General features: G+C 29.9%; 2 protein-coding genes and 1 tRNA gene. 2 read left to right on the top strand and 1 reads right to left on the bottom strand.

Annotated elements, in window-relative coordinates:
• Nucleotides 1-92 precede the first annotated feature (92 nt).
• Together AOG54_RS03715 and AOG54_RS03710 are read left to right on the top strand one after the other, a co-directional pair.
• A complete protein-coding gene (locus tag AOG54_RS03715) occupies nucleotides 93-419 on the top strand; it encodes a hypothetical protein (RefSeq protein ID WP_048102358.1) in 327 nt (108 codons plus the stop codon).
• Nucleotides 420-552: 133 nt separating this feature from the next.
• Nucleotides 553-627: transfer RNA gene (locus AOG54_RS03710), tRNA-Arg, on the top strand.
• 14 nt (nucleotides 628-641) lie between these two features.
• Here AOG54_RS03710 and AOG54_RS03705 read toward each other — a convergent pair.
• Nucleotides 642-1,181 (bottom strand): DUF1286 domain-containing protein, encoded by a 540-nt coding sequence (locus AOG54_RS03705; RefSeq protein ID WP_052656869.1) that lies wholly within the window; start codon nucleotides 1,179-1,181, stop codon nucleotides 642-644.
• Nucleotides 1,182-1,256: the final 75 nt, after the last annotated feature.

Below are 1,256 nucleotides of genomic sequence, written 5' to 3'. Positions count from 1 at the left end.
AATAACTAATAATATATAAAAAAATGTTCTAAGTCTTTTTGTAATAAACAATCTTACAATATTATTTTTTATTATTATACATTTATTATATTATGGCAGATAAACTTGCTGTAATAATTTTATCAGGTAATGAAAACAGGGATAGGGCGTTGCTTGGCCTTAAATTTGCACTTCATACCACAATTGGAACAAGGGTTGTCCTATTCGGTGCCGCAGAAAAACTGGCAGCTGAGGATGAGGAATTTAAGGGTCTGGTAAAACAGTTAATTGATAAAAATATCATTCCGGTTGCCTGTGTGAACATAGCAGATGAGGAAAATATAAAAGAGATGCTCCTGGAGCTAAAAATAAATCTTAAACCGGTGGGCGCTTTAATTTCAGATTATGTAAAGGATGGCTATGCTCCAATAACGTTTTGATTAAAATTTTTAATATTATAACGTGAATATATAATTTTTTCAATTTTTATGGTAATATTATAAAAATTCGAATAAACCATATTTAAGAGATAAATGAACGAAATACTTATATTCAATTTTAAAATTAACCACTGGGCTCGTGGCCTAGTATGGATAAGGCACCGTCCTTCTAAGTCGGTGATCGTGGGTCCAAATCCCACCGAGCCCGTTATTTAAAAAATTCTAAAAAATTAATGATAAATAATTGAATACATCCTTAATATAAAGAAATATTATTCCAAATCCTGAAAATGAAATAATAATTAAAAATATCCCAAAAAATGCTGTTGTGGCATTTATTATTTTATTATTATACCTTAAATGGGCTATTGCAAATCTTCTCCAGTGTTTCTTACTTTTAATATAAATACCACCCTGTGTAAACGCATCCAGAAATAAATGTGAGGGTCCAACCAGTATGCCGGAAATTACTGTAATTGTTATGGGTGCTAAATTATTAAATATATACATAATTAATATAATGAAAAAAGAAATGGAAAGTCCAATGATAATGCTGTTTTCAAATGAATGTGTCGATGGGCTTCTTACCGGTATGAGACCATATTTTGTTATCTTACGCTTATGCCCAAAATGGTCTATTACTGTATTACCAAGAAATGACATTATAACTGCTATGGAAAATCCCCTGAAAAAGCCTGTAAAGTATGAATTAATAAGGCTTAATATTCCCGTACTAAAAATGTAATGCACCATAAGCTTCATTTAAACATCTCTGTCCTACGTAGTCAGACATTACATCATTAAAAATATTCTTTATTATTTTAGAAAATATTTTAA

The sequence above is a fragment of the Acidiplasma aeolicum genome, from assembly GCF_001402945.1.
Classification (GTDB): domain Archaea; phylum Thermoplasmatota; class Thermoplasmata; order Thermoplasmatales; family Thermoplasmataceae; genus Acidiplasma; species Acidiplasma aeolicum.
The sequence above is the reverse complement of the archived record's forward strand: the minus strand, read 5'-3'. Positions and strand labels throughout refer to the sequence as shown.